The organism is Prevotella sp. CAG:255 (assembly GCF_000431195.1).
Taxonomy (GTDB): Bacteria; Bacteroidota; Bacteroidia; order Bacteroidales; family Bacteroidaceae; genus Prevotella; species Prevotella rara.
Genome location: NZ_HF986861.1, coordinates 35,964 through 62,043, shown reverse-complemented (window position 1 = coordinate 62,043; position 26,080 = coordinate 35,964). Strand labels below are relative to the sequence as shown.

Below are 26,080 nucleotides of genomic sequence, written 5' to 3'. Positions count from 1 at the left end.
TGTGCATGCTGCCGGCTGCCGGTGTATTTATGTGTGATTGTAGGTATGGCAGAAGTGTCCGGCAAATATATTCCCGGTGTGGCGTATGAGGTTAAACATTCAGGGGTAAATGCCTTGCCGGGGATAGCTGCCTGCGGGCTGTGCATCTTTGTGGCGGTGACGGCTGTTAAGATAATATTTTTTATGCTATGAAGCCGTGTCATAAAAAGACGGGGCGCCGGCCTTAATGTTTCACAACAGTTATGTCATGCCGGCGCCCCATTCAATATGCCGTGCCCATACGTGATTCAGATTAAGCACGGCATGCTAATCAGTGAGTGATGTGCATTTTTCTTACTGTCTTGTTCTTTCCGTTATCTACCACGAGGATATACATGCCCTCGGGCACGTCGGTTACGTTCATCGTGGCTGTTGTGCCGCTCTCTGCAGCTGTTTTGACCACGTTGCCCGTCAGTCCGTAGAGGCTAATCTTCACGTTCTCTGCCGAGTTGAGGTCGATGTGTATCATGTCTGATACCGGGTTAGGATATATCCTCACGCTGTTGTCGGCTGCTGTCTCGCCGAGGCTGATGTCTGTGCCTTCAGCATTAAGGTCGATGACACAAGCGCCGAAATCATAGTCCTTGCGGATATAACAAAGCAGATATTGTCCGTTATCAGATAAATCTGAAACTCCGTAAATTCTATACCCCTCTAAGTCTGTGTTATATTTCTCTGTTATCCAGTCGTTGAGGTCGCGCATGCCGTCTTCTTTGGTCCAGATGAACGGCACACCCCATATCTCTATGCCGGGCATTGTGGTCTGGAACGTACCGAAGGCCATCGATCCGTCGTTAGATATGCTGCTTACATAACCATAATAACCCTCTTTAGCCGGTGTGTTTTCGAGTATACCTAATCTCATCACGCCTGTTTCTTCGCTCCAGATATAAGGTTCTGCCATTTTTTGATCTTCAGCTGTCTCGTAATATGAAGCATCATTGCCATATCCGCCAACCCATTTGCCGTTGGGAGAAACGCATGAGCACATCTGCATTATGTTCTTGTAGTCAGCAAGGCCGACTTCCTTGTCTTTGAACAATATAATGCCGTCACCCCAAACTCCGTTTTCCTTCTTCCATACAGATGATGTCCACATGCCGTCAATGTCCTGATAGCCTACGGCTACTGTGCCGTCTGCGTTCAGTGCATCAACACGTGCGTTTGATGCTTTTTCCTGATATAGTCCGGGCAATTCAATCAGTTTGCCGTCTTCTTCGTTCCATACTGCAGCGGCTGCTACGTTTTTGAATTTGAACGAGTCAGCATTTCTTATTACGTAAGCGTTTCCTCCAACACTTTTTCCGTCTCCAGATACACAATAGCCACTACTTCCACTTTCACCCATTGGTGAGAAATAACCGAGAGGAGTCCATTCGTCGGCGTTTCTGTCATAGCGTGCCATTTCGCGGATTTGTGTTTCCGTAGCCTCTGACTGACGGAAATAGAATGTGCTCGAAGTACCGCATGTATATAATTCTTTACCGTTATATATGATGCTGTTTACTGTTCCTTCAGTGTCGGCCAGGTCAGTGTTTATCTGCTCCCATGTCTTGCCGTTGTCGGCTGAATATATTATGGCCTCGCCCTTGCCTGCCACATAAACATCGTCGCCGTTCCATACGGCAGAGAGCCATGTGCCGCTTATTTCAGACTCAATTTCAGTCCATGTCGTTCCACCGTCTGTGGTTATAGCTATAAAGTTGTCGCCTACTACTATTCCTTTCTCCGTGTCAGCGAAACTTACAGCCTTTAGCGCCTTGCCAAGGTCGCCGCACTGTGTCCATTCGCCTGCGCCTTCAGATGTGTATATGCGTCCCTCCTCGGTAACCATGTAGAACTTCTTGTCTGATGCATGGCATATAGCTGTGGGATGTCCTTCCCAGCCTGTAGCCGCGCTCCACGTCTCTGCGCCATTCTCCGAATAGTAAAGCGCGCCGCTGCCGTCAGCCAGAACTGCTGCTGCTGCACCATAGAACTCGCCGCTGAAGTCTACAGCCACAAACTTGTCTACATCGTCGTCCTTGCCCGGATGCTCATATTCATCAGCCCACCATGAGCCAGAGCTAATAGTAGTTTGATAAAATCCGTTGTCACCTGCAATTATTCCAACATAATCGTTAAGGAAACATATTGTATTTATAGGTGAATCCATATTAGTAGGATTCCATCTTGTATTGAATCCTGTGTTTCTGATGACAATACCCTTATTGTCTTCGGTTTTGCCAACGGCAATGTATCCTCCGTTTATGTTTACGATATCCGTAAATGTGTATTTATCTACATATGACTTTCGTTGAAGTTCTGTTATAGGTTTTATAGTTGTTCTGACTATACCGGAAACATAATTTCCGTCAGCAGATATTATTCCGTTTCCTGATGATCCGGGGCCGTTTGAAGTACTACCGATCTCAGTCATGTTTCCGTCCTGTGATGACCATAAATAATATGGCATGGCCTGTCCGTAGGTTCCGCTTACTGTTCCGTCGTTGGAAATGCTTAACGGTGTGAAGTTGTTTTTTTGCATTTTAATCTGAGCAAACGACGGGGCAGAAGCTAATAATGTTGCAACTGCAGCGAAAAGTACTTGCTTTTTCATAGTTCGTAATTATTAAAGGGTTAATACTCTTCTTGTTTAATACATATGTTAAATCATGATTTACACCGCAAAATTATCGAAATCAAGCATAAATGTCAAGTTTTTCTACCCTGACAAAGCCCTGACAACTTATGATTTTTTCTTATTTTAGGCTGTTTTTATGTTTAAATGTGGCTTTTTTATAGAAAAACATGTGTTTTTGTTATTTTTTGATTCTCTTTGCTGCTTATCTATCTATGAGGAGTCATTTATGCTTGGTTTTATGTAGAATATTTTGGATTTGCGGGTTTTGTGCCATTCTTCTCCTGTTTTATGGTGTGTTATTGGCTATGTCTGTTCCTATGGAAGGATATCTGATGATTTGTATTAACATCAAAAATAGTTTTACTCTGTGAATTTGGAGAAAGTTGGTCAGCGTATGATTTAATTTAGAAAGAAGATTTTTGTTTTCGTCAGTTTATATGTTTTCTATTATTTTTTGTTATGATTGTATAAAGGGCTATACGTTCAATATAAATGAATCCTAACGTGGCTTGGGATAGAGCATCGTACCTTTTGATATCTTGTTAGAGTGAAGACGTACAGAAAGCGCCTCCCGTAGCTGCTGAAGGCCGTCTGCGTGCTGCGGCAAGACTCATGATCTGATGCCTGCATTATGCAGTCTGACGGCTCTGCTGACGCTATTATATGACAAAGCCCCTATGCGCCGCGTTGTGCGCATAGGGGGCTTTGCTGTGTTATGGCGGCAGCTGCCTGAGGCTTTTGTCCCGTCAGCTGCCTGATGTGCTTTTGAAGAAAATTACTTCACGATAACTTTTATTGTTCTGCCGTCAGACATCTTTACGATGTTCAGGCCCTTCACAGGCTTGCTTATCTTGCGGCCGTCTACTGTGTAGCGCTCAACCTCTACGCCAGTGCCCTTGTCTGTTATCGGGGCTTCGATGCCGGCTGTGATGCTTTCGCCAAGCTTACATGTCTCGGCGTTGTTGATCCATACGTCGCTCATGGCTGAATTATCTGTTACCGGACGGTTGATGAATGCCACTACGTGCATGTTTTCGGGCTTCCATGAGCTGTCGAGAGTGATAGTGTACTTGTTGCTGTATGTGTTGCCGTCCCAGTTGATGGCGCTGCCGAATGCATCTGACAGGGCCTTGCGCATAACGTTGTCGTGTATTTCGTCTCTGCTGCCGCCTGTCTGGGCTGCCTGTATGCCGTCTTCTGTGAGGAACACTGACAGAGCTGCGTCTTCGCCTACGTAGTCTTTAAACTCGCTGACGCCACTACCGTAAACCTCAACGCTCAGTTCTCTTGTGCTTTCGTTGTATTCTGTCTTGATGTTGATGTTTGCGAATGCCGGCACGCTGTTAGAGTTTTCAACCACCTGATTGAGCATCTCGGCAGCCAGGTCTACATACTGTGAGTTGTATCCGAGTCCGAGAGTCAGTGTCTGATCAGCGTTCAGCTCCATGCTGGGCTCATAGTATCTGTTGAACATTCCTGACGGGTTGCCGCTCATGTTGAACATGTCTGATATGGCAAGTGCATCGTCGCAGATCATCGGGTCGCCGGCTGCCGGTATCTTGTTGTGGTGTGCCACGATGATGATGTCGCCGCGCATGTCTGAAAGCTTCTGGAGAACGGGGTCTGCCAGCGGGCAGTATGTACATTTTGTTGAAGTGAACTGCTCAACGAGGTTCTTCTGTCTCAGCATGCTTTCGGCATATACGCTGACGTCCATGCCGGCAATGTCGTCCTCGGTGTACTCTGTAGGAGCCTGTCCGTTTATCTTTGTCACCTTAACGGCCAGTGTGTGCTTGCCTGATGCAGCGTCTGCAGGTATTGTGGCGTTGCCGTTCACGGTCTGCGGGCTGTTGGTCAGGGCAACGGGTGTTTCGGCTGTAGCTATCACGTTGTTGTCAAGCATCACGTCGATGGTGTATGCAGACGGGATGTTGTTTCCGTTGTTCTTTATTCTGTAGCTGTAGGCTATATTCTGTCCTGCCTGTACGAATTTTGATGATGTGAATGAGCTTATGGTGATGTCTTCGTCGGGGAAGCTTCCGCCCTTAACAACGGCTTGTATGCAGAAGTTGCCGTACTGTGTGCCGAAGTTGTACCATCCTTCGCCGCCCTCTCCGAGGTTTCAGTACATGAGGCAGCCGCCGTCAACAGCTCCGCCCGGGTTTACGTCCTGGTCTACTACCAGCGGATATTTTCCAGGCACTGATGTGAAGTCGTAGCAGATGAGATAGTCCACACCGTCTTCTACGGCTACAGGTGTCGTGAGCGTAACGTCGTTCCATCCCTTCTGGGTGCTGGCTACGGCCTCTTCCGACATGAGTGTCATCTCACCGCTTTCGAGCGCAACCTTGTAGACGCTTACTTTAGATGCTCCGATGAGCTCGCCGAGAGCGAAGCGCACTTTGGTTATCTGTCCGCCAACGAAGTGGCCTATCTGTGCCTTGGTGAACTCAACGCCGGCTTTAAACTGGCCGCTGCCGTTCAGTCCGAGGGCATTCTCGCCCATTTCGTCTGAGTCATAGTAGCCCATTATTCTCTCGTCTGCGTCCATCGCTATGCGGTTGGGACCCATTGCCGGAGCCATGTGCTTGTTAATTACGGCTGTGTGTTGTCTTGTTACTGTGATGCTTCCGTCTGGTGTGAGCATCTGTGCGTTGACTGTCGTGAGCGACAGCAGCAGTGCAATCAGTGTAAAAAATGTTTTTCTCATAACGTGATGATTATGGTTAATGATTTTGATAATTTGCCGTTTCAGACTTCCAAAGATAGCATTCTTTATTGACTTTTGGTGCATAAAATAGGGGATAAAAAGGTGGACAATGGTGTTAAATAATGTTTATCCCCTGATAATCAGATGTTTACAGACATGCACCGCAGCTATGATTTTGCTGCGGCGCATGCTCTTCTACTCTCATTTTACTACAACCTTTCGGCCGTTGATAATATATATACCCCTTTTCAGATTGTTTCTTACCTCGTTGTATTCGCCTTCAGCCACGATGCGTCCCTGCAGGTCGTATGCCTTAACGTGGCTGTTGCCATCCTGCTCAATGCCGGTTATGCCTGTAGGCGTTCCGTCGAGCTTGATCAACCAACTGTCGTATATGCCTGCCGCACCAAAATATCCTGATATTACACGACCGTCGCCACTGCATATAGCTATACCAGTTTCTTTGTCAGATAGCCAGTCGGCAGCTTCTGTTTCACCTTTGGACCTAAGCCAGTCAATTAGAGTAACTTTTTCTTTGCTGTTGGCAGGATAGACATATGCCGTGCCAGCGTCGGATACGAAGAAGTCTCCGTCATTGGTTACACAGTAGCCTGACAAACCGTCTTTATAGTCATATAGTTCAGAAGTTTTGCCAACTGTCAGCAGTGCTGCGTCTCCAATAGTCCCTTCCCATCCTTTCTTACAAGTCGTGGCATAATATTTTCCGTTTGTTGACAGCCATACACCATTCATTGTGTAGAAGTTAGGTGTTACATGTTCGTAGTAGAAGCTTCGGAAGTTCATGAGTTTTTGTGAATATTCATCGCTAAGTGTCAAATAGCTATCCCATGCTTCGTTATACATATTAAGGTTTTCTTCTGTCATGTAATATTTTGGGTCGGGATAATATGTCGGCCTTTGGGTTGATTCGCCAATGGTGTAGGCCCACAACGAGTCGGCGTATTCTGTTGAGTCCTGTTTGTATGCTCCGGCTTCTTCTTGGCTCAAATAATCGTAATAACTTGGTACGATAGGTTCTTCTGTCGGAAACTCAGGAAATTCTGTACCCTCTTCGCATAAGCCTTTGTCATACACTTCATAGGTCCATGTGCCGTCTTCAGCTTTTTTGTATATCATCGGCAGACATTCGTTGTCTTGTCTTACAAGCTGCGCACCGATTACAGTGCCGTCTTCTGAAATGCAGTTTGGCAGAATGTATTGTGGTGCAACTCCAGTGAAGTCTTTCTCCGGATAAGGCAATTTTTCGTAATCTGCATATGTACCGTCGCTGTTCATTGTCCATATAACGGGTTCAATAGTAGTATTTCCGAATCCGTTGCTGTTGCCAATGTATCCCACTATATATTTCCGTGAGTTTGTTATGGCGTTGGCTGATGAATATGTGTCGCCTTTTTTTACAGGTAGCTGTTTCCATTCTTTTTTCTCAATGTCTAATATTGAAGGCGCGCCGTCAATATTACCAACTAAAAATCCGTCATTGGTTACCATGTTGCCCATTCCGAGGGTTGTTACTCCGTCGCAGTATTCCTGCAGTTCGTCGGTCTCAGTATTTAGTATTCCTATGTAGCCATTATCTACGGATAACATCCATTTGCCGTTCTCGCTCATTGCGTGATAGCGTAATCCTGGAATTTCCTTCATTATCTGTGCTGACATGAAACATGTGCTCAGCATCGTCATTGCTAGGAATAATAATTTCTTCATAATCGTTCTTTTTTTAAGGTTCATGTAGGTTTGTTACTGATTTTTACCCTATCCGGACTATGGGTGTTTTTTTGTATAAATTTCATTGTTTTGTTGTGTTGCCCGATTTTGATTCAGGCGTTATTCACATCGCAAAATTATTTAATTCACATATCACTTCCAAGCTTTTCTACCCTGACAAAGCCCTGACAATCCTCGATTTTTCTTGATTTATGCCTGTTTTTATGTCTAAAATCATGTTTTTAGCCTGAATCATGCATGATGTGGGTGATAAAATTCATATTGTCGCGCTGATGTTTTTACTGGCAGCGCCAGCTGTTACGCGTGCGCTTTTTGCCGGTTGCTGCCGGCATGGAAAAGCCGCGCGACGGATTAATGTCAAAAATCTGTAAGCGAAACGCCCTGCTTTGCTTAACGTGCAGTCTCGGTATGGCATCGTGCGACATAAACCGTAAGTAAAACCATGTCTGCTGCTTTCAGACTGTTAACCTATCGTTTTCGAGTCGTAAACGGGCCACTTTTGCATCGAAAGTGGCCCGTTTTTTATCGGCAAACAGCAGGTTAATAGTTTGAATTAAGAAGGAATGTTTTTCGGATCACAGATCCTTATATTCTATGCTGTCGGATAGCATATCCGACAGAACAATAGCCTTGTTGTTTCCGGTCACCTTGTTGGCGCTGACTCAGCCATCCAATGTCTCCACCTTTAGCAACCAACGATATAAATCTACAATGCAAATGTGCCGGCGGATCTGCGCTCCGCCGGAAATGAGTATCAGGATTTTTCAATCCGCTATCTTCCTTTTTATTATTCAACGATAGCATGATGCAGATTGATTTATGGAAAGAATATGAATGTATTTCGGATCACAAATTAGCTGCGCTGACCTTCGGTTCTGATATTTTATGCTGTCGGATATGCTATCCGACAGAACAATAGTCTTGTAGTTCCGGCCAACTTGTTGGCGCTGACTGCTTTAACTCCTTTAATTTCTCGATATACGTTATCCTGTTTTTACTCTTTTTGATTTAAATTCTTTAACTTTAAAAAATAAAGTATGTTAATTGTATGTTACTTTTACACTTATTCTCCGTCTAATATCGGAAATACTTGAAAATTTAATTAGGTTTAAACACGTTATATATGAAAAAATCATTGGCAATTATGGCCGCTGTGACAGGACTGTGCGCACAGCAGGCTATGGCTCAGTATCCTCAGATTACGCCTGAAGCAAAGGCTAAGTTTGAGGCACAGCGTGCCGAGTGGGAGGCTCATTCAGACTCTGCTTGGCAGGTAGCGTTCCCCATCGTAAAGAAAGAGGCCATGGAAGGTCGCCCCTATGTGCCATGGGCATGGCGTCCTTACGACCTGAAGCAGGCCAAGATACCTGCATTCCCCGGTGCTGAGGGCGGCGGTATGTACACTGCCGGCGGACGCGGCGGCAAGGTGCTCGTCGTAACCAACCTCAACGACGACGGTCCCGGCTCATTCCGCTGGGCTTGCGAGCAGGGCGGTGCGCGCATCATCGTGTTCAACGTGTGCGGTATCATCAACCTGAAGACTCCTATCATTCTGCGCGCTCCTTACGTTACCATAGCAGGACAGACAGCTCCAGGCGACGGTGTGTGCATTGCAGGCGAGTCGTTCCAGGTGAACACTCACGACGTTATCGTGCGCCACATGCGCTTCCGCCGCGGCAACACACACGTGTGGAACCGTGAAGACTCTTTCGGCGGCAACCCCGTAGGAAACATCATGATAGACCACTGCTCTTGCGAGTGGGGACTTGACGAGAACATCTCTTTCTACCGCCACATGTTCGACATGGGCGACGGCAAGCCTTCGCGCAAGGAACCTACAGTGAACGTTACAATACAGAACACTATCTCGGCTAAGGCGCTCGACACATACAACCACGCCTTCGGCTCTACCATCGGCGGCGAGAACACCACATTCATGCGTAACCTCTGGGCCGACAACACGGGCCGTAACCCGTCAATAGGATGGGGCGGTGTGTTCAACTTCGTGAACAACATCGTATACAACTGGGTTCACCGTACTGCCGACGGAGGCGAGTTCTCTACAATGAGCAACTTTATCAACAACTACTATAAGCCCGGACCTCTCACTCCGAAAGATTCGCCTATAGGCTACCGTATCGTCAAGGCAGAGAGCCGCAGCAAGAACCTCTTCCCGTATCAGCAGTTTGGCCGCGTGTATGCCATCGGCAACATCATGGAAGGCAACGAGGCTGTTACAAAAGACAACTGGGATGGCGGTATACAGATTGCCGACAAGGACCTGAAGGGCGAGGGCGGCGTGCCTGAGGACGTACTGGCCCTGATGAAGTCTAACGAGCCGTTCCCTATGGCTCACATGACCATCATTCCGTCTGAAAAGACATTCGACTACGTGCTCGAGAACGTAGGTGCAACGCTGCCTATACGCGACATCGTTGACCAGCGCATCATCGAGGAGGTTCGCACAGGCAAGGCTTACTATGTGAAGAAGCTGCCGAAGGAGAATCCTTATGGCGACATGTGGGGACTGAGCGACAAGTCGAAGAACGAGGACGGCTTCTTCAAGTATCGCCGTCTGGACAAAGACTCTTACAAGTACGGCATCATAACAGACCCGGCTCAGATGGGCGGATATCCCGAATATAAGGGTGAGCCCCGCGTTGACACCGACGGCGACGGTATGCCCGACGAGTGGGAGATTGCCAACGGCCTTAACCCCAACGACCCGAGCGACGCCAACGGCGACTGCACAGGCGACGGATATACCAACATCGAGAAGTATATCAACGGCATCAGCACCAAGGTTAAGGTTGACTGGACTGACCTGAAGAACAACCACGACACTCTGGCCGGAAAGACAAAGCTGTTCTAATAAAAAGTAGTTAAAGAAGTTAGAGGAGTTAAAGTAGTTAAAGTCAAATGTCTTGCGGCTGTTTACGATGTCGTCAAGGCTTTATTTAAAGACTTTTAGCTACGTTAGCTCCTCTAATTTTTGTTTATGACAATGCTTCTTGCATAATCATAAGAAATAAGATAAATCTTTGTTGTATATCTTATTTTCTATTCAATTTATTTGATATTTTTAATCGGCACTTTCCTTTTTAGTGCATTTGGCTTTAATTCCTTTAAATCCTACGAAGAAAAGCATTTGGCTTTAACTACTTTAACTACTCTAACTCCTTTAACTCCTAACATAGTGCGGCATCTCCTCCGGTATCACCATCGAAATCTCTACCAGACCGGCCACTTTGCCGTCGCGTTTCCACGTTGTCTGATATATCATTTTCTTCACTCCGTTCTTCTGTATCGTGTACGAGTTAGTGCCGTCTGTGGCCATCAGTTCGCGTATCTTGGCCTGCGACTGCGGGCTGTGACATTCGAACATGTTGTGCCCAATCAGGTCGCCGTGGCTGGCAAACGTGGCTCGCGATTTCTCGTTCATATACAGTATTTTTCCCTCTGTGTCGCACACTGTTACGGCACAGTGCATCTGCTCGGCCCATTCGTCGTCGTAGAACGGCTCAAAGAGGTCGAGGCTCTCGTCGTCAATTTCTTCTTCCATTATAAATTTCAGATTTTTAAGTTCTATGTTAATTACGTCAAGATCAAGTTTGTAGTCTTCAATGCGCTCACCCTTTTTCAGCCCCAGTTCAGCCCTTATGCGGCGCGCTTCTGCGCTGTTAGGCTTCGTCTCGAGCGTTTCTTTCAGCATCTCGTAGCCCATCGGTCCGCCGCAGTTTTCGGGCGGGCAGCAGCCCTTTCCGGCGGTGCATACAGGGTGGGGATAAATCACGGTCAGAATGTCCTCGAGCACTATCTCATGCACCCAGTCGTCGCCGAAGTCGTAGACATACAGCAGCTTTTGGTGGTCAGTGCCGAACACGTCGCACAGCTTAGTTTCCTGCTCATCAAGGCTTTTTCTGTACATATTGCTGTCTACGTTGCTTAACATGTCGTCATCGTAGCATCTTGAGCTTATCTCAAAGCAGCCTCCGTAGGGCTTATCGCTGAATTTGTGCAGATGTTCGTTGTCCCATCCGAAGCTTATCTGTATTGTGTGGTGAAATTCTTCAAAAGTGCAGTTCTCTGGTATGATGACTCTTCGCCATACAGGCGGTTTCTTCACGTTCAGCAGTTTAATCTTAAATTGGTATGCCATAGGTTAGATGAAATTAGGTATTATTGTATGGCAAATATAGTGTTTTTTGGCGAATAATTAAGTGTTGAGGTATTTAGTTTTCCATACTTTTTTGTTTTCGCCCTCTCATACCGCTTTTTAGTGTGATGTTGCATTCTAATATTACCTTTTTGTGTCGGTATTTGTCGGCAAAACAATATGCATTCAAGCGTTTTTTGTGTATAAATATTGTATAGAATAATGATGGTCGTTTTATAAAAAAATAGGGATTGTACAGCTTATGTGTACAACCCCATTTTTTACTTTTTATAGTGCAAATAAGACGACAAAGTTCTTATCGGCACTCTATGCTAATGCAAAATTAGCAATATTTTTCCTAATATGTACTTCAATTTAAATAATTATTTATCCCTGTAGATTTTTTTAACGTTTCGTGTATAGCCTTATATTTTGCATATTTTTTTAATAATGAGTTTATCTCATTTTTCATGTCATTTTCTCTATTTTTTGAAACACATCCAAGCATATAGCGAATTATTTTTATGGCTCCGTTGAGGTTGTGATAGTCTTCTGGTTCCATCTTTCCAACCGGGCCTTTTCTTATGGAAGTCGGTAACGATAAGTCATACAGTACGTTACCATGGGCACATTGGTTTCTGATCTTTCTTACCAGATTGATGTAGCTGTTGAATACAACGACTTTATTTATTCCATAATGTTTACATATTTCAGTCTTTGTCTTTTCGTCTTTAATGGCATTGAATAAGTTTATAACTGCTCCGAGCGTCATGAATTCTATCGTTTTCCATGCCGGCGCATATTTATCATTTATGTGTTTTGTATGATGTGTTTTTATTATCGGATTCTTTTTGAAGTTTTCATTATATACGTTTATGTTGAAGCTTTGTATATAATCCTGTTTTACAATAGACGGATCTACGAACCATGTAGGCGAGTCGACGTATTTGTTTGATACATGGTAAGTTAGATATGTCCTGAAATTTATTTCTATTCTGTTGATATATTTCATCAGAATGTTTCTTAGATTGAAGTCGAAATAATATAGTTTTACAATGTTGTCAAAATCTGTGTTTTTCTTAAAACAATGATTTCGTTTTAATTTGTTTGGATATGTTATTTCATACGGAAACCAGTAGAATCCAAGTCTGTAATATCCGATATCAAGTAATACTTCTTTTGCTTTCTCAATGTCGGTTATTGTCATTCCTCTATCTTTTAGGAGGTTGATTTGTTTCTCAACTGTAGTTGCTTTTTCTCCCATAGTTTTTTATGTTGTTTGATAGTTCTTTTTCTTGTTTTAAACGTGCTGCAGTTAATACCTGCAGCACGTTATATTTATCCGTTTGATTGTTCATTAGTGTGCTTCAAGCCAGTTGGCACCCCAGCCGCAGTCGGCAACTAATGGTACGTTGAGCTTGTATGCGCCCTGCATTTCTTCGAGCACTATGCGTTCAACGGTCTCTTTCTCCTCAGGCACAACGCTGAAGTTTAGTTCGTCGTGCACCTGAAGAATCATCTTGGAGCGCAGATTTTCGTCCTTGAAGCGCTTGTAGATGCGCACCATGGCCACCTTTATTATGTCGGCGGCAGAGCCTTGTATAGGGGCGTTGATGGCGTTGCGCTCGGCAAAGCCGCGCACCGTGCCGTTGTGCGAATTGATGTCGGGCAGATAGCGGCGGCGACGGAAGAATGTCTCTACGTAGCCATGTTCGCGCGCCGTCTGCTTGGCCTTCTCCATGTATTCGTGCACCTTCGGGAAGGTGATGAAGTAGCCGTCTATCAGCTGCGACGCCTCCTGCCGGCTGATGTCCAGACGCTCTGCCAGACCGAACACCGTGATGCCGTATATTATGCCGAAGTTGGCGCGCTTGGCCTTGGTGCGCTGGTCGCGCGTAACGTCGGCAATGTCCTCTTTGTATATCTTTGCTGCCGTTGCGGCGTGTATGTCGTGGCCAGAACGGAAGGCCTCTATCATGTTCTCGTCGCCGCTCAGATGAGCCATCACGCGCAGCTCAATCTGACTGTAGTCGGCCGAGAAGAACAGGCAGCCTTCCTCTGGTATGAACGCCTTGCGTATCTCCTTGCCGTCCTCGCCGCGCACGGGTATGTTCTGCAGGTTAGGGTCAGACGAAGAGAGTCGGCCGGTGGCAGTGGCGGTCTGGTTGAACGATGTGTGTATGTGCCCAGTCCGCGGGTTTATCAGCTTTGGCAGCGCATCGACGTATGTGCCTAACAGCTTCTTTAATCCTCTGTGTTCCAGTATCTTACCCACAATCTCGTGCTTTCCGCTGAGCTGTTGCAGCACCTCTTCCGACGTAACATATTGTCCCGTCTTTGTCTTCTTGGGCTTCTCCACAATCTTCAGCTTGCCGAACAATATTTCGCCAACCTGCTTGGGCGATGCTATGTTAAACTCTTCGCCAGCCAGCTCGTATATGCGCTTCTCTATGTCACTGAGCCTCTTTGTCAGAATCTCCGACGTCTCTGCCAGCGCCGCCGTGTCTATCCTCACTCCGTTTAGCTCCATCTCTGCGAGCACTCGCACTAACGGCATCTCTATTTCGTAGAAGAGTTGGGTTACGCCCACCTCCTCGAGTTTCGGTTCGAGATAGTTTTTCAGTCGCAGCGTTACGTCGGCGTCCTCGGCAGCATAGTCGACAATCTGCTCGGGCGGCAGGTCTCTCATCGACTTCTGCTTCTTTCCCTTCGGTCCGATCAGCTCCTCTATGTGTATGGTCTGATATCCGAGACACGTCTCAGCCATGTAGTCCATGTTGTGGCGAAGCTCCGGCTGGATGAGGTAGTGGGCTATCATCGTGTCGAACAGCTGACCTGCCACGCACACGCCGTAGCTTGCCAGCACCTCCATGTCGTACTTGATGTTTTGTCCTACTTTGACGATTTCAGGGTTTTCGTATAGCGGTTTAAATATGTTAACTATCTTTTGCGCTTCTTCACGATTGGCAGGAACGGGCACGTAGAAGGCCTCAAATTCCTTCACAGAGAAGCTCAAACCGACCAGTTCGGCATCGATTGCGCTCGTTGAAGTGGTTTCTGTGTCTAGACTGAGAATTTTTTTTGTCATGAAAAAATCACAGATTTTCTTCATTTCTTCCTCATTATCAATGAGTCTGTATGTATGAGGCAGTTCGTTTAACGCTCTCAGACTAGCGTTTTTTGAAAAAACTTGGCCGTCGGTCGGATTTTCTGCGAATAAATCGAGTTGAATTTGAACGCTTTTTTTATTATTTTCAGCTTTGTTAAGAAACTTGTCTGCGAGCGTCTTAAACTCCAGTTCGGTGAAGATTTTGCGAAGTTCGTCGGCGTCGGGCTCGCTCACCTTCAGTTCGTCGAGGTTGAGCTCAACCGGCACGTCGGTTTTTATCGTTGCGAGGAATTTCGAGAATTTTATCTGCTCGGCATTCTCTTCAACTTTTTTCTTCAGTGCACCCTTCAGCTTGTCGGTCTGCTCGAGCAGCTGCTCCACGCTGCCAAACTCGTTGATAAGTTTCACGGCAGTCTTCTCGCCGACGCCCGGACATCCCGGAATGTTGTCGGCCGAGTCGCCCATCAGTCCCAAAAGGTCGATCACCTGACTTGTGTTTGCAATGCCATACTTGGCGCACACCTTCTCGGCGTCGAGAGTTTCATATCCTCCGCCGTGGCGCGGACGGTACATCATGACGTTCTCTCTTACCAGCTGTCCGTAGTCCTTGTCGGGCGTAAGCATATATGTCATCACGCCTTCAGCCCCGGCCTTGAGCGCCAGTGTGCCTATTACGTCGTCGGCCTCGTATCCGTCGGCCTCGAGCACCGGTATGCGCATGGCCTTGAGCAGGCTCTTTATGATGGGCACCGCGCGGCGTATGTCTTCGGGCGTCTCCTCTCTCTGCGCCTTATATTCGGCGTAGGCCTCGGTGCGGAAGGTAGGGCCGTGGGGGTCGAAGGCCACTCCCAGATATGTGGGTTTTTCTTTCGTGAGCACTTCGTGCAGCGTGTTGCAGAAGCCCATCACGGCCGACGTGTTGAGCCCTTTAGAGTTGATACGGGGGTTCTTTATAAATGCGTAATACGAGCGGTATATCAGCGCGTAGGCGTCAAAAAGGAACAGCTTATCCATGTAATATGAGTTTTTTACGTGTAAAATTACTAATTTTTTAGCATTAATCCGATAAAATAATTACTTTTGTATTAAAATTGCAGCATGATGGATTATTTATCTCTTATTAAGGAGCCCATAAAAGCAGAACTCGATGACTTCATCAGTCTGTTCAACAAGTCGCTCACACATACGGACAACCTGCAGGAAGAAATCTTCAGGCGTATACGCCAGCGCGCCGGAAAGCGCATGCGCCCCATGCTAATACTGCTCATGGCCAAGAATTATGGCTCTGTGAGCAGCGCCACACTGCACGCCGCAGTGGGCCTGGAGCTGCTGCATACGGCCAGCTTGGTGCACGACGACGTGGTTGACGAAAGCACCGAGAGGCGCGGTCAGGCATCGGTCAACGCCCTGTATGACAACAAGGTGGCAGTGCTCATTGGCGACTATATCCTTTCTACGGCGCTGCTGCATGTGGCTGAGACACACAACGAACTGATAATCAAATATTTGGCTGAACTGGGAAGGACGCTGTCTAACGGCGAGATACTGCAGCTTACGAGCATATCAAACGAGCAGATTTCAGAAGAAATCTACTATAATGTGATACGTCAGAAGACCGCCGCACTCTTTGAGGCATGCTGCGCAATGGGTGCGATATCTGCCGGAATGCCTGAAAGCGAGATAGGCAAGGCCATGAAATTCGGTCAGACACTGGGCATAATCTTCCAGATAAGAGACGACATCTTCGACTATTACGACTCGTCGGAAATAGGCAAGCCTACGGGCAACGACATGGCTGAGGGCAAGCTGACGCTGCCTGCCATTTATGCCGTGAACAACTCGGCGCCCGACAGCATACGCAAGCTGGCTTACAAGGTGAAGGAGCGCACGATAACTCAGGACGAAATAGCCATCCTGGTGGACTATACCAAGGAGCACGGGGGCATTGAATATGCCGAGAAACGCATGGAGGAAATGCGCCGTGAGGCAATGGAGTTTATCGAAACTGAGGTTACTGACGACGCGCTTCGCCGCAGTCTCGAGGCCTATCTGAGCTTTGTCATTGAGAGGACAAAGTAAAGTAGGGTAGAGAGCGATAGAGAGATTCTTGGGGGATGATGTCCTCTGATGGGAGCGATGAGAACTGTTATGGGGGTAATGGAACTTATTCGACCTGTAAGTTGTTGAAAATCAGAGATATCAGATAGGGCGCAGAGCTTGCTGAAAGGGCAGGTTCTGCGTTTTTTGTTGGCTTATTATTGGTTCTGTCTGCTCCATTCTTTGCGTGCGGCATACATCTCTTCTTTTATTCCTCCGTGTGTCAGAAACTCGGTTTTCAGATGATCTATGAGCTTTCTCGGCAGCGAGTCGGTCTGATGAATAAGAGTTATCGCTATGTTGGCTATTGTCTCGTCCGGCCTTACCGTTATGGCCTTGCGGAAATAGGCGCTGTCAGTATGATTCTTGCAAGCCATCCTTGTCTGCATGGCCTTAATGCTGTTGACGCTCCATTGTTCAAGATTTCTTACTCTCAGATATTCCTCATAATCAATTAAAAACTCCTGCAGACTGGCTTTTGCAGCGTTTGTAAGCTTCAGTTCGGTCTCTCTCCAGGTGTTGCTTGCTGCGCTTCCCTCGGCAATATTCTGCTTGCCCGAGCGTGCAGCCTGAATCATCTGGTTGATGGTTCTGTCGGCCTTGTCGAGATATTTATGCGCAAAATAAAAAGTGATGTAATAAATGCATTCAGCCTTCTGATAAACAATAAGTTATCTGTAGTGTCCGCGCTGCTGAATACAGTTGTTTTCCGTGTGTTTTTGTTGCAGGTTAAATGCCGCGTTTTGCGGCTTGTTGTTAAGGTTAAAAATGACTTATGAGGCTGTAAAACATGGTTAATCAGCTGTCAATTAGCCTCTTATGCTCATGTTGTATCAGCCCCATAAGTCTTATAGGTCCCATCATCTCCGGGCCCTCACAATCTTTCTTTTAGAAGAATTTTGTCTCTTCGCCGAGCAGTTCGCTTAGCAGCATGTTGGCCAGACGGCTTGTGCCGAGGCGGAACCACTTGTTGGTGAGCCATTTTTCGCCCAGAACCTCTTTAACGATGGTGTAGTAGATAAGTGCGTCCATCACCGAATTGATGCCTCCTGCGGGCTTAAAACCAATCTGTATGCCTGTCTCGTCGTAGTATTCCTTGATGGCCTGGCACATCACGTAGGCAGCCTCCGGCGTAGCGGCAGGCTCAAGCTTGCCCGTAGACGTCTTGATATAGTCGGCACCGGCATACATTGCTATTATCGAAGCCTTCTTGATGTTAGAGGCTGTCTTGAGGCATCCTGTTTCGAGGATAACCTTCATAGGAGCTTCGCCGCATGCCTGTTTCAGCTCATTGATGTCGTCGGCCACGCCCTCATAGTCGCCGCTGAGGAACTTGCCCACGGGCATAACGATGTCAATCTCCGTTGCACCGTCCTTAACGGCAAGCGCTGTCTCGGCCACCTTGACCTCGATAACGGCCTGTGAAGACGGGAAACTGCCTGAAACGCAGGCTATCTCAACGCCGTCGATTTCGAGCGACTCGCTCACCGTCTTGGCAAAGCATGGATATACGCAGATTGTTGCCACGTGGGGCAGGTCGGGGTAGGTGGCGTCAAACTCGTTCACCTTCTCCGTGAAGGCCAGTATGCTTTCCTCCGAGTCGGTGGTCTTGAGCGATGTCAGTTCGATGCTTCCGAAGAGGAATTTCTTTATCTCCGGCGTGTCGTTCTCGTGCACCTTCTCGGCTATAATCTTCTTCACTGCCTCGCGCACTTGAGCGTCGTCTATCTCGGTGTTATATTTGCTCAGAGCCTCGTCGTATTTGCTCATTTTCGGAAACTCTGTCTCGTGCTTGTGCTCGTGTGAGCATTCGTGCTTCTTGTTGTCGTTTTCTGTTGCCATAATGATATAATTTTTAATTTTTACTTTTTAATTTTTCATTGTTTATATGCCTCGTCTTGTCGCGGCTGGTCTTCTTTTCGAGGTTCTTTCTTAGTGCCTCCGTGAGGTCAACTCCCGTCTGGTTGGCAAGGCACATCAGCACCCACAGCACGTCGGCCATCTCGTCTGCCGGGTCTTGTTCTTCGCCCTGCTTGAAGCTCTGGTCGCCATACTTGCGTGCCATGATGCGTGCCAGCTCGCCCACCTCCTCGGTGAGGCATGCCATGTTGGTCAGTTCGCTGAAGTAGCGCACGCCGTACTGCCTTATCCATTGGTCTACGAGCTGCTGTGCCTCGCGTATTGTTATGTCGTTGTCCATATATTTATGCGTTTATTTTGCCTGTAAGGCGTTTTCTCTCCTTTTGTCTATAACTATGCCGCCGGTGCTGTTTTGTGGCCTCAGAGGGGCTTAAATGCGCTCTGTCGTGCTTTCAGCTGCCGTCTTGGCCTGCCTGATGCACCGGGCGTGGCGGCTATTCCTTATGTCTGGTGTCCATGCAGATGGTTACGGGACCGTCGTTCACCAGCTCAACCTTCATGTCGGCTCCAAACTCGCCCGTGCCTACCTGGCGGCCTATTTCGCGGCTCAGCTTGTCGCAGAACTCGTTGTATAGCGGAATAGAAACTTCATGTTTGGCGGCATGAATCCATGATGGGCGGTTGCCCTTCTTATAGGATGCCAGCAGGGTAAACTGGCTGATGACGAGTATCTCGCCGTTGATGGCTGTTATAGGTATGTTCATCACGCCCTGCTCGTCGTCGAAGACGCGTAGCGATGCCACCTTCTTTACCAGCCAGTCGACGTCTTCCGACGTGTCGCCTTCTGCCACTCCGAGCAGTATCATGTAGCCCTTGCCGATGGCCGACTTTACCTGTCCGTCAATCGTTACCGACGCGCGGCTTACGCGCTGTATTACTATCTTCATATCTCTTCTTTCTTTTTTTGTTCCAGGTTATTCCCAGTTATATTTGTATATTTCGTGTGAACCGAGATTGTCGCCTAATTTGTGAAGGATGCTGTACATGCATTCTTTTGTAGATGAGTCAAGACCGATATATCCGATATAGTTCTTGTTTATGTCGCTTAAAGTTATAAAGCTGATATTCTTTTTTGTAAGACGTGAGTTGACATATTTCAGCTTACTCCAGATATTCCATGTGCCATTGTTTATCTCGTCGATTCGGTTGCTTTCTTGTGTTTGACTTAAGATGAGGTAGATGGCGTGGTAAGGAATTTTTGCATCTTCCTTGTAAGCGTACATCATAAGGCATGTAAACTCTTCTTCATCATCGAACATTATAGTAGCATAGCCAATCATGTCGTATTTGGATTCATGCTTTTGTGATAAGCTCTTCATCTTTTGCAGTACGTCGTTGTTTGATTCGCTTCCGTCGTTGCTTGAGAGGTTCAGTGTCAACACTGTGTGCATTGTTTTTTCGTCGTAGCTGTACTGCGGTAATATGATTAGTTGGCTGTCATAGCTGCCGGTGCTGTCTGTTGATGCATTGAGAAATTTTTTGTACATTATTGATGTCTTTTTGATGTCCAGGACATCGCTTTCGTCATCGTAGGCTGTATTGTGTTCTTTACTGCTTGCACCTTCTTTTGGGCTTTGTATTGTCGTGCTTTTTGATGATGAAATGTTGTTGGCTGTTATGCCGTTTGACACGGACGGCAAAGGTTGGATTAGTGACAGCAGGACAGCGCAGATTGTTATTATTTTGTTCTTTATCATAAGGCTTTGTTTTGTTGCATTCTAAATCACAAATATACTTTTTTGAGTGCGAATATCATCGTATTATATAGTTAAAGAATGTCAATGTGTATAGGCTTTTATACGCATTATGTTGTTCTTTGTATGATATTTGGTCCTTATTTTTATGTGTTTTCAAAGTGTTCAGCAATTATTTTTGCCTTAGAAGGCCCTATAATCGCTGCTATTTCTTCAATGCTTGCCTCCTTTATGCGCTTCACGGTCTTCAGTTCCTTCAGCAGCAGGTCTTTTGTCTTGGGTCCGATGCCCTTAATGTCGTCCAGTTCCGAGTGCAGCGCATGCTTGCTGCGCTTGTCGCGGTGGAAGGTTATGGCAAAGCGGTGCACCTCGTCCTGCATGTGCGTTAGCAGGTGGAAAAGCTCGCTGTCGGTCTTCATTCCGACCACTACGGGCGGCCATCCGTAGAGCAGTTCGTTGGTGCGGTGGCGGTCGTCTTTGGCAAGTCCGGCTATAGGAATGTCGAGGTGAAGTTCGCCCTCTACAACCTCTCTCACAACGCTCATCTGTCCTTGTCCGCCGTCGGTTATGATGAGGTCGGGCAGGGGCTGTCCTTCGTCGCGCAGACGGGTGTAGCGGCGCCTTACAACCTCCTGCATCGAGGCATAGTCGTCGGGGCCTGTAACCGTCTTTATTATGTATTTCCGGTAGTCTTTCTTGCTCGGTTTCATCTTCTTGAACACCACGCAGGCCGCCACGGCGTCGGTTCCGCTGATGTTAGAGTTGTCGAACATCTCTATCTGATAAGGCATCTTGGGCAGCTTCAGGGCGTTCTGAATTTCCTTCATCAGGCGCACTGATTTCTGCTCCGGATTGAGCTTTTCGGCCTGTTTCAGGCGGTCGAAACGATACTGTTTGCCGTTCATCACCGACAGGTCGAGCAGCGTTTTCTTGTCGCCTCGCTGCGGCACGGTGAACGTAACGCCTTCGAGCGTCATGTCGGGGATAAAGGGCACTATTATTTCGCGCGACGTACTGCCCACTTTCTCGCGTATTTGCAGTATTCCGAGCTGCAGAATCTCGTCTTCGCTCTCGTTCAGCTTCTTCTTCATCTCGAACGTGAAGGCCTGGTTTATGCTGCCGTTCATCACGTGGATATAGTTCACATAGGCCGTTTTTTCGTCGTCTGTTACCGAGAAAACGTCTACATTATTGATCGTGTGGCTCACCACTTCGCTCTTTGAACAGAAGTTTTCGAGCAGCAGATACTTCTGTTTTATGGCTTCTGCCTCCTCAAAACGCAGCTCTTCGGCCAGTTTCTGCATCTGCGTGAAGAGCATTTTCGACAGCTCGCGCGTGTTTCCTTTCAGTATTTCGCGCGCCTGGGCGATGCTCTCCTGATACTCCTCGTAGCTCTGCTTGCCTATGCACGGCGCGCCGCAGTTCTTGATGTGATACTCCAGGCAGGGCTTATATTTGCCCTGTTCGATGCCTTCGCGCGTTATCGGAAAGCGGCAGGTGCGCGGCTTATACAGCTTTTTTATCAGGTCGAGCACGGCATACATCGAAGGCAGATGGCTGTAAGGACCGTAATAAGAGCCCCATTTCTTGTTTATTGTACGCGTCTTGAATATGCGCGGCAGATATTCTTTAGTTACGCAGATAGAGGGGTAAGTCTTGCCGTCTTTGAGCAGAATGTTGTATTTGGGCTGATATTTCTTTATCAGACTGTTCTCGAGCAGCAGCGCGTCTTCTTCGCTGTTCACCACGGTATATGTTATGTCGTGAATCTTGCTTACAAGCACCTTGGTCTTGTATCTGTCCACTTCCTTATGAAAGTAGGACGACACGCGGTTCTTCAGGTTCTTGGCCTTGCCAACATATATTATGGTGCCGCTTTCGTCATAGTATTGATAGCTGCCCGGCTTGTCGGGCAGGTTGCTCACAATGGCCTTCAGCCGTGCCAGCCTCTTCTCGTTTTCTTCTTTAGTCATGCCGCGTAAGTGCCTTATTTAAAATGGTTTTGAAAAATTTTGTTTCACGTGAAACTTTAAATAGAGGAGTTAAAGGAGTTATGGTAGTTAGAGTAGTTAAAGCCATTTGCCTTGCCGGTTGAATACGCCTTGCCTATGTGTCCTTATTCTGTATGTAGTGAGCTTTGGCTTGATGAATATTATAGCATTATGTCTGTAGCGTTTCGGAATGCTATAATGTGTCGGCATACGTAATGGTAGCTTCTATAAGGTATCAGTCTTATATCTCTGAATACTCTTTTAAAGATATAAATAATGCCTGTTATTTTGCTCTTGCAACATAAGAAGTTTTGTAATAAAGCGCGGGCTAATGGCTTTAACTCCTTAGCCCGCGCAGTGGGCGATAACTACTCTAACTCCTTTAACTCCTAAATAATTATACCTGCAGCAGGCTTGTTATGTCTGTGCCTTCTTCGAAGTTGCTGCGGCCGTTGAGGTCTTCGTGTATAAGTTCGATGAGGAAGTTTACGTATACTTTCTTCGGATTAAACTTCTTCACAAGGTCGTACGCAGCCTTCATGGTGCCGCCTGTAGCCAGCAGGTCGTCGTGCAGCAGCACGATGTCGTCCTCGGTGATGGCGTCCTTATGAATCTCGATAGTGTCGGTGCCGTACTCCTTCGAGTAGCTCTCCTGTACGGTTTCGCCGGGCAGCTTGCCGGGCTTACGGCACAAAACAACGCCGGCGTTGAGCTTTATGGCCAGTGCAGAGGCCATGACGAAGCCGCGGCTCTCTATGCCCACAATCTTGGTTACGCCCTTGTCTTTGTACATCTCGTAAAGCTCGTCTTCCATTATCTGGAGACATTTCGGATTCTTAAACAGTGTTGTTACGTCTCTGAAATTTACTCCTTTCTGCGGAAAATCAGGAATACATCTCAGATTCTCCAATAGTGTTTTGTTGTTCATCTTTTCTTTTTAGTTACGTACTTTATACTAATATTATCTCTTGTTCGCTGTTTTCGGCGCGTTGTGCGCTATATATATTATATGTGTGCGGCATGGCGTTGCGGATGCCTTGTTTTTCGGCTGTTCTGCCGCATGGTTTTTCCGCCTGCGGCGTTTTTCTGCCTTTCCGGCGCATATTCTTGCCGTGGGGCTTTTTCGTCCGTGCTTCCGCCTTTTTCGCCCGCTGTGTTGCGTTTTGTCGCTGCGGGCAGATGCTGTCGCGGCTTATGCTGTTCTGGCTTTTTGCCGTCAGATATTTCTGCCGAAATCATGGCCGCATTCTTCGGCGGCAGACTGCTGCCGTTGCAAAGGGCAGTTTTTCGTGGCTTTCCAAAAGACCGTCTTTTGGCTTGCAAAAGGTGGTCTTTTGCAGCCCGAAAGGATTCCTTTTGCACGCTGAAAGGCCACCTTTTAGAAAGTGGCTTTTCGGTGCCTCGTGCATCGCCTCACGGCAGCCGTCGGGGCAGGGCAGAGCCGTGCCTCGACAGGGACACCCGGAGGGCATAATAAGAGGAGTCAGACAGTCTGAAATATTGCTCCTTTTTATCGTGAGGAACATCAAATTTTGCCTTAAAGTAAATTTGTGTCCCGATTTTGTATCTTACTATCTTTCAGTCGGTTCCAACGTTTTCGCTTAACAAAAAATGCTCATTTTGTTTCACGTGAAACATACGGCTGTTTTACCTGTTCATCAGCACCAGCATGATGTTGATGTCGCTCGGCGAGACACCCGGAATTCTGCTTGCCTGAGCCAGCGTGTCGGGGTTGATTTTTGCAAGCTTTTGACGGGCCTCGGTCGAGAGCTGTTCCATCTCGAGATAGTTGAAATGGCCCTTTATTTTGATGTTCTCCAGGCGGTGCATTTTGTCGGCCACAATCCGCTCGCGTTCGATGTAACCCTTGTATTTCATTTTTATCTCTGCAGCCTCTGCCGTTTCATCGTTGCGGTTGGGCAGCGAGGCTATGAGCTGCTTCAGTTCGGGCACAAGTTCGGAAAGATTCTGCAGGTTGATCTGCGGACGGGCCACGAGGTCGATCAGCTTGCATCCTTCGCGCAGCGGGGTGGTGCCGAGCGACTCGAGCGCCGCGTTGATGTCCTTCGGCTTGACGTGAGTAGTGGCGCAGAAGTTTATGATGCTTTCCGTCGCTTCCTTCTTCTGCATCCACCAGTCGTATCTGTCGCGCTTTGCCAGACCGAGGTTGTAGGCCTTCTCGGTCAGTCGGGCGTCGGCGTCGTCCTGTCGGAGCAGTATTCTATATTCGGCGCGGCTTGTGAACATCCGGTAAGGTTCGTCGACGCCTTTCGTCACGAGGTCGTCAATGAGCACACCGATGTATGCCTCGTCGCGGTGAAGGATGAACGGCTCGCCGCCGCCGCATCTTATCGCCGCATTTATTCCGGCAATGGTTCCCTGGCCGCCTGCCTCCTCGTATCCTGTGGTTCCGTTCACCTGTCCGGCAAGGAACAGACCTTTTATTATCTTAGACTCGAGCGAGTGGTCGAGCTGGGTAGGGTCGAAGAAGTCGTACTCGATGGCGTAGCCCGGACGGTAGACCTTGGCGTCGCGCAGCGCCGGAATTTTTCTCAGTGCTGCAATCTGCACCTCCATCGGCATGCTCGACGAGAATCCGTTGAGATACATCTCGTTGGTGGTTTCGCCTTCAGGCTCGAGGAAGAGCGGGTGCTGCTCCTTGTCGGGGAAGGTTACCAGCTTTGTTTCTATCGAGGGGCAGTAGCGCGGCCCTATGCTCTGTATCTGTCCGTTGTAGAGCGGCGAGTCGGCCAGTCCGCTTCTCAGCGTGTCGTGCACCTCCTTGTTTGTATAGCATGTCCAGCACGGCAGCTGCCTGAGCTGTCGGTGGGGAGCCATGAAGCTGAACTGGTGGAAGTCGTTTTCGCCCTCCTGTATCTCCATGTCCTCAAAGTGCACCGACCTCATGTCTATGCGCACCGGCGTGCCGGTCTTCATTCTTGCGCTTCTTATTCCGTGGCGTGTTATGCTTTCGGTCAGGTCTTTCACGGCCGGCTCGGCTATGCGTCCGCCTGGCAGCTGCTTGCGTCCTATGTGCAGCAGTCCGTTCAGGAAGGTTCCCGCCGTTATCACCACGCTCTTGGCTCTCAGCTCAACGCCCCACACGGTCTTCACTCCCGCGGCCTCGCCGTTCTCTACTATGAGCTCGCAGGCCTCGTCCTGCCAGATGTCGAGGTTGGGCGTCGTGTCGAGCACCTCGCGCCATTTCCATATAAACTTGCCTCTGTCGCATTGTGCCCTCGGGCTCCACACGGCCGGGCCTTTTGAGCGGTTGAGCATCCTGAACTGTATGGCTGTGGCGTCGGTCACTATTGCCGTCTGTCCGCCCAGCGCGTCGATTTCCCTGACAATCTGTCCCTTTGCTATTCCGCCGATGGCCGGGTTGCAGCTCATCTGCGCAATTTTGTTCATGTCCATCGTCACAAGGCAGGTGCTTGCGCCCATGTTGGCCGAGGCCGTGGCAGCCTCGCAGCCGGCGTGTCCGCCGCCTATCACGATGACGTCATATTTAAGAAGCATATTATCCTTATAATTTTTAGAGCAATATCAATTTGGCGCAAAAGTAAGAAATTAAATTGAATTTTTGATGAAATAGTTTGATTTATCGCTAAAATAGAGTATATTTGCATCCTCATAATAAACGCTAAAATACCTAAAAGAAGGTATTGCGGCGGGGCTGACCTTGGGTTATGCAGTACACTTAAATGTAGAGAAACATTATTAATTAATACAGTTAAATACTTAAATTTCAATCATTTATGTGGTTATGTAATTCATCTATTGGAAGGAAAGTCGTGATGTCCGTAACAGGTATTGCGCTTATCCTGTTCTTGACGTTCCACATGTCAATGAACGTAGTAGCTCTTTTCTCAGGAGATGCTTACAACATGGTTTGTGAGTTCCTCGGAGCCAACTGGTATGCACTTGTTGCAACTCTGGCTCTTGCGGCTCTTGCGGGGATTCACATCGTATATTCGTTCCTGCTGACAATGCAG

17 protein-coding genes and 2 pseudogenes (1 of these 19 running past the window's edge) are annotated in these 26,080 nt (G+C 47.6%); 3 read left to right on the top strand and 16 right to left on the bottom strand.

The features are described from left to right. Positions 1-310 precede the first annotated feature (310 nt). From QVO66_RS12355 to QVO66_RS12340, 4 genes are all read right to left on the bottom strand, one after another. Entirely contained in the window at positions 311-2,638 is a 2,328-nt protein-coding gene (locus tag QVO66_RS12355; RefSeq protein WP_021855802.1) for a T9SS type A sorting domain-containing protein, read from the bottom strand. Positions 2,639-3,437: 799 nt separating this feature from the next. Further along, entirely contained in the window at positions 3,438-4,565 is a 1,128-nt protein-coding gene (locus QVO66_RS12350; protein WP_021855801.1) for an Omp28-related outer membrane protein, read from the bottom strand. Positions 4,566-4,784: 219 nt separating this feature from the next. Beyond that, the gene (locus QVO66_RS12345) at positions 4,785-5,372 is read right to left on the bottom strand and encodes a DUF4082 domain-containing protein (RefSeq protein ID WP_021855800.1); all 588 of its coding nucleotides are present in this window, start codon (positions 5,370-5,372) and stop codon (positions 4,785-4,787) included. Between the two features lie 201 nt (positions 5,373-5,573). Continuing rightward, positions 5,574-7,097 (bottom strand): hypothetical protein, encoded by a 1,524-nt coding sequence (locus tag QVO66_RS12340; RefSeq protein WP_021855799.1) that lies wholly within the window; start codon positions 7,095-7,097, stop codon positions 5,574-5,576. Positions 7,098-8,241: 1,144 nt separating this feature from the next. Between QVO66_RS12340 and QVO66_RS12335 the strand changes: the two genes are divergently transcribed. After that, on the top strand, positions 8,242-9,990 hold the full coding sequence (locus tag QVO66_RS12335) for a polysaccharide lyase (RefSeq protein WP_125105641.1): 1,749 nt from the start codon (positions 8,242-8,244) through the stop codon (positions 9,988-9,990). Positions 9,991-10,299: 309 nt separating this feature from the next. Here the strand turns inward: QVO66_RS12335 and QVO66_RS12330 are convergent, their stop codons facing one another. The 4 genes and pseudogenes from QVO66_RS12330 to polA form a co-directional block, all read right to left on the bottom strand. Then, positions 10,300-10,680: a PAS domain-containing protein gene (locus QVO66_RS12330; protein ID WP_053397859.1), complete on the bottom strand. Its 381-nt coding sequence runs from the start codon at positions 10,678-10,680 to the stop codon at positions 10,300-10,302. A gap of 93 nt (positions 10,681-10,773) precedes the next feature. Next, positions 10,774-11,277, bottom strand: a pseudogene (locus QVO66_RS12325) (plasmid pRiA4b ORF-3 family protein); the annotation flags it as partial. Between the two features lie 367 nt (positions 11,278-11,644). Next, positions 11,645-12,538, bottom strand: a complete 894-nt coding sequence (locus QVO66_RS12320) for an Abi family protein (RefSeq protein WP_021855796.1) — start codon at positions 12,536-12,538, stop codon at positions 11,645-11,647. A gap of 93 nt (positions 12,539-12,631) precedes the next feature. After that, positions 12,632-15,397, bottom strand: coding sequence for a DNA polymerase I (gene polA, locus QVO66_RS12315; RefSeq protein ID WP_021855795.1), 2,766 nt, complete (start codon positions 15,395-15,397; stop codon positions 12,632-12,634). 87 nt (positions 15,398-15,484) lie between these two features. On the opposite strand from polA, the gene QVO66_RS12310 reads away from it, so the two are divergent. Continuing rightward, the gene (locus QVO66_RS12310; RefSeq protein WP_021855794.1) at positions 15,485-16,462 is read left to right on the top strand and encodes a polyprenyl synthetase family protein; all 978 of its coding nucleotides are present in this window, start codon (positions 15,485-15,487) and stop codon (positions 16,460-16,462) included. Positions 16,463-16,638: 176 nt separating this feature from the next. Here QVO66_RS12310 and QVO66_RS12305 read toward each other — a convergent pair whose 3' ends face one another. The 8 genes from QVO66_RS12305 to mnmG form a co-directional block, all read right to left on the bottom strand. Further along, on the bottom strand, positions 16,639-17,058 hold the full coding sequence (locus QVO66_RS12305) for a four helix bundle suffix domain-containing protein (RefSeq protein ID WP_021855793.1): 420 nt from the start codon (positions 17,056-17,058) through the stop codon (positions 16,639-16,641). 310 nt (positions 17,059-17,368) lie between these two features. After that, positions 17,369-18,322, bottom strand: coding sequence for a deoxyribose-phosphate aldolase (gene deoC, locus QVO66_RS12300; protein ID WP_021855792.1), 954 nt, complete (start codon positions 18,320-18,322; stop codon positions 17,369-17,371). A gap of 13 nt (positions 18,323-18,335) precedes the next feature. After that, positions 18,336-18,668, bottom strand: a complete 333-nt coding sequence (locus tag QVO66_RS12295) for a nucleotide pyrophosphohydrolase (protein WP_125105643.1) — start codon at positions 18,666-18,668, stop codon at positions 18,336-18,338. Positions 18,669-18,834: 166 nt separating this feature from the next. Further along, on the bottom strand, positions 18,835-19,287 hold the full coding sequence (gene dtd / locus QVO66_RS12290; RefSeq protein ID WP_021855790.1) for a D-aminoacyl-tRNA deacylase: 453 nt from the start codon (positions 19,285-19,287) through the stop codon (positions 18,835-18,837). Positions 19,288-19,314: 27 nt separating this feature from the next. After that, the gene (locus QVO66_RS12285; RefSeq protein ID WP_021855789.1) at positions 19,315-20,097 is read right to left on the bottom strand and encodes a hypothetical protein; all 783 of its coding nucleotides are present in this window, start codon (positions 20,095-20,097) and stop codon (positions 19,315-19,317) included. A 143-nt stretch (positions 20,098-20,240) separates the two neighbouring features. After that, positions 20,241-22,067: an excinuclease ABC subunit UvrC gene (uvrC, locus tag QVO66_RS12280; protein WP_021855788.1), complete on the bottom strand. Its 1,827-nt coding sequence runs from the start codon at positions 22,065-22,067 to the stop codon at positions 20,241-20,243. A gap of 415 nt (positions 22,068-22,482) precedes the next feature. Continuing rightward, positions 22,483-23,013, bottom strand: a complete 531-nt coding sequence (locus QVO66_RS12275; protein ID WP_021855787.1) for an adenine phosphoribosyltransferase — start codon at positions 23,011-23,013, stop codon at positions 22,483-22,485. Between the two features lie 719 nt (positions 23,014-23,732). Beyond that, the gene (mnmG, locus tag QVO66_RS12270) at positions 23,733-25,604 is read right to left on the bottom strand and encodes a tRNA uridine-5-carboxymethylaminomethyl(34) synthesis enzyme MnmG (protein ID WP_021855786.1); all 1,872 of its coding nucleotides are present in this window, start codon (positions 25,602-25,604) and stop codon (positions 23,733-23,735) included. Positions 25,605-25,843: 239 nt separating this feature from the next. Here mnmG and QVO66_RS12265 point away from each other — a divergent pair. Further along, positions 25,844-26,080, top strand: a pseudogene (locus QVO66_RS12265) (succinate dehydrogenase/fumarate reductase cytochrome b subunit); it runs 469 nt beyond the window's last position.

Bases quoted from the DNA above. Each gene is read 5' to 3' on its own strand.
- uvrC (WP_021855788.1), bottom strand. From the start codon at position 22,067: ATGACTAAAGAAGAAAACGAGAAGAGGCTGGCACGGCTGAAGGCCATT.
- QVO66_RS12340 (WP_021855799.1), bottom strand. From the start codon at position 7,097: ATGAAGAAATTATTATTCCTAGCAATGACGATGCTGAGCACATGTTTC.
- QVO66_RS12275 (WP_021855787.1), bottom strand. From the start codon at position 23,013: ATGAACAACAAAACACTATTGGAGAATCTGAGATGTATTCCTGATTTT.
- mnmG (WP_021855786.1), bottom strand. From the start codon at position 25,604: ATGCTTCTTAAATATGACGTCATCGTGATAGGCGGCGGACACGCCGGC.
- polA (WP_021855795.1), bottom strand. From the start codon at position 15,397: ATGGATAAGCTGTTCCTTTTTGACGCCTACGCGCTGATATACCGCTCG.
- QVO66_RS12335 (WP_125105641.1), top strand. From the start codon at position 8,242: ATGAAAAAATCATTGGCAATTATGGCCGCTGTGACAGGACTGTGCGCA.
- QVO66_RS12285 (WP_021855789.1), bottom strand. From the start codon at position 20,097: ATGATAAAGAACAAAATAATAACAATCTGCGCTGTCCTGCTGTCACTA.
- QVO66_RS12305 (WP_021855793.1), bottom strand. From the start codon at position 17,058: ATGATTCAGGCTGCACGCTCGGGCAAGCAGAATATTGCCGAGGGAAGC.
- QVO66_RS12355 (WP_021855802.1), bottom strand. From the start codon at position 2,638: ATGAAAAAGCAAGTACTTTTCGCTGCAGTTGCAACATTATTAGCTTCT.
- dtd (WP_021855790.1), bottom strand. From the start codon at position 19,287: ATGAAGATAGTAATACAGCGCGTAAGCCGCGCGTCGGTAACGATTGAC.
- QVO66_RS12310 (WP_021855794.1), top strand. From the start codon at position 15,485: ATGGATTATTTATCTCTTATTAAGGAGCCCATAAAAGCAGAACTCGAT.
- QVO66_RS12330 (WP_053397859.1), bottom strand. From the start codon at position 10,680: ATGGAAGAAGAAATTGACGACGAGAGCCTCGACCTCTTTGAGCCGTTC.
- QVO66_RS12345 (WP_021855800.1), bottom strand. From the start codon at position 5,372: ATGAGAAAAACATTTTTTACACTGATTGCACTGCTGCTGTCGCTCACG.
- QVO66_RS12320 (WP_021855796.1), bottom strand. From the start codon at position 12,538: ATGGGAGAAAAAGCAACTACAGTTGAGAAACAAATCAACCTCCTAAAA.
- QVO66_RS12350 (WP_021855801.1), bottom strand. From the start codon at position 4,565: ATGCTTGACAACAACGTGATAGCTACAGCCGAAACACCCGTTGCCCTG.
- deoC (WP_021855792.1), bottom strand. From the start codon at position 18,322: ATGGCAACAGAAAACGACAACAAGAAGCACGAATGCTCACACGAGCAC.